Source organism: Methylobacterium crusticola, assembly GCF_003574465.1.
GTDB lineage: Bacteria > Pseudomonadota > Alphaproteobacteria > Rhizobiales > Beijerinckiaceae > Methylobacterium > Methylobacterium crusticola.
In genome coordinates this window covers 1-887 of sequence record NZ_QOWC01000491.1, presented here as the reverse complement: position 1 = coordinate 887, position 887 = coordinate 1, and the positions used below count along the sequence as shown (strand labels likewise).

Here is an 887-nt window from a genome sequence, read left to right as displayed (position 1 = left end):
GGGCTCGACGGGCTCGACGGGCTCGACGGGCCCGCCGCCGGGCTGCCCGGCGGCCGCGGCGGCGTGGCCTGCGGGGCGCCCGGGGCTTTGGGCGGCTCCCCCGGCCGCGCGGCCTCGGCGGGCCTGTCGCCGGGCCTGGGCGGGGCACCGGGCGCGCCGGGCTTCGGGCCGGTCTCGCCGGTGCGGTTGGCCTTCAGGTCGATGATCGGCCCATCCGCAGGGTTGCCGCCGCGTCCGCCCGGCCGGTTGCGGGAATCCTTCTGGTCCTTGTCGGATGGAGTCACGGCCGAAGATCCTCACGACTGCGCCGGGCCGGGGCGAGCCTGCCGGCTGCCTCGGGCCCGACGGGGCCGCGGCCCGGCGGCGGGAAGGTCCCGCCCGGGCCGCCTACTGATTCAACGTCCCTTAACATCGCTTCCCGCCTTGGCGAAGGCCCGGCGGTGCGGCGAGGGCGGCGGGTGGCCCGCCCCGCCGGCCGGTCTCGGGGTCGTGGCGGCAGGCGGGCGGGGCCGACGGCGCGAGACCGGCGAGGAGGCTGTCCTCGTCCGGGCGCGCCGCGACGAAATGGGACAGGATGCCGGCCGCGACCAGGGGGTGGGCGACGTCGGCGGACAGGCAGTGATGCGCGAGGCGCGCGAAGGCCTGTCCCCGGCCGGCCGCCCGGGCGAGCCCGAGCGCGGTCGCGGCGCTGCGGCGGGAATAGTGCAGGGCGGCGTCGAGGCCCCCCGCCGCCAGGGCCCCGTCGACGGGCGCCGGCAGGGCCGGCACGGGCCGGGCCGCGTAGGCCGTCCAGGCCGTCACCCGGTAGCCGGCGGCCGCCAGCGTGGCGGCGGGCTCGGGCTTGCGCTCGCGGCCGGCCGCGTGGAGGAGGCGCGCGCCGGGCGCCA

General features: G+C 80.8%; 1 protein-coding gene and 1 pseudogene. Both read right to left on the bottom strand.

Features of this window, described 5'->3' with window-relative positions:
- Positions 1 to 284 (bottom strand): annotated as a pseudogene (locus DT057_RS36350) (hypothetical protein); the annotation flags it as partial.
- Positions 285 to 405: 121 nt separating this feature from the next.
- A partial coding sequence (locus tag DT057_RS35070; protein ID WP_203236472.1) for a uroporphyrinogen-III synthase occupies positions 406 to 887 on the bottom strand: 482 nt, incomplete at its 5' end.